The organism is Neisseria sp. P0001.S005 (assembly GCF_051963715.1).
In genome coordinates this window covers 1-1,271 of record NZ_JBQCTZ010000405.1, presented here as the reverse complement: position 1 = coordinate 1,271, position 1,271 = coordinate 1, and the positions used below count along the sequence as shown (strand labels likewise).

Annotated in this window: 1 protein-coding gene; it reads left to right on the top strand. The window is 52.8% G+C overall.

Annotated elements, in window-relative coordinates:
* On the top strand, positions 1-1,164 hold a 1,164-nt coding region (locus ACTHSP_RS20630; RefSeq protein WP_440346838.1), incomplete at its 5' end, for an aminopeptidase family protein P.
* Positions 1,165-1,271 lie beyond the last annotated feature (107 nt).

Sequence of the window (1,271 nt, the reverse complement as noted above, 5' to 3'; positions counted from 1 at the left end):
GTGTTCTTGTCCCATCTGTTTATCAGCCAAGACAAAGCCGTATTGTTTACCGATGCAGGCCGTCTGAAAGCCGAATCTGCCGAAGCTTTGAAAGCAGCAGGTTTTGAAGTATTGCCTTATGCGCAAGCGGCGGACTATTTGGCAGGCGTTAAGGGCGCATTGCTGATTGATCCGAACAAAACCGCTGTCGGCACTTTGCGCCGCCTGCCTGAAGACGTCCGTTTGATTGAAGCCATCCACCCAAGCACATTCTTCAAATCAGTCAAATCCGATGCCGATATCGCCCATATCCGCAATACCATGGCGGAAGACGGTGCGGCATTGTGCGGCTTCTTTGTCGAGTTTGAACAAATCTTGGCAGACGGCGGCGAATTGAGCGAGCTGGACATCGACGGCATGCTCTACAAACACCGCAGCAAACGTCCCGGCTTTATTTCGCCAAGTTTCGACACCATCGCCGGCTACAATGCCAACGCCGCCTTGCCTCATTACAGCGCGACACCGGAAAACAACAGCAAAATCAAAGGCGACGGTATGCTGCTGATTGACTCCGGCGGCCAATACTGGGGCGGTACGACCGACATCACGCGCGTGGTGCCTGTCGGCAATCCGAGTGCGGCCATGAAACGCGACTACACTTTGGTGTTGAAAGCGCATATTTCTCTGGCGGAAACCATTTTCCCTGAAAATATCAAAGGCCCGATGATTGATGCCATCTGCCGCAAATCGCTCTGGCAGGCGCAATGCGATTACGGTCACGGTACCGGTCATGGCGTGGGCTATTTCCTCAATGTGCATGAAGGTCCGCAAAGCATTGCCGTTGCCGCTGTGCCGCAACCGCATCACGCAATGAAATCAGGCATGCTGACGTCCAACGAGCCGGGTCTTTACCGTCCGGGCAAATGGGGTATTCGTATTGAAAGCTTGGTCATCAACCGTCCGGTTGAAAACCCTGAGGAAACCGAGTTCGGCAAATTCCTGTATTTCGAGACCGTTACCCTCTGCCCGATCGATACGCGCCTCATCGATACCAAACTGATGACCGGCAGCGAAATCGAATGGCTGAACCAATATCACGCCGAAGTGCGCCGCCGTCTCGAGCCTTTGACAGAAGGCGCGGCCAAAGCATGGCTGATCGAACGCACCGAACCTTTGGCGCGTTAACGTGAAAGGCCGTCTGAAACGGCGGATACCAAGTTTCAGACGGCCTTATAACAACAATTATCTAAAAACTAAAAAAACCTTACCCGACTCCGAATAAAAACAATAAC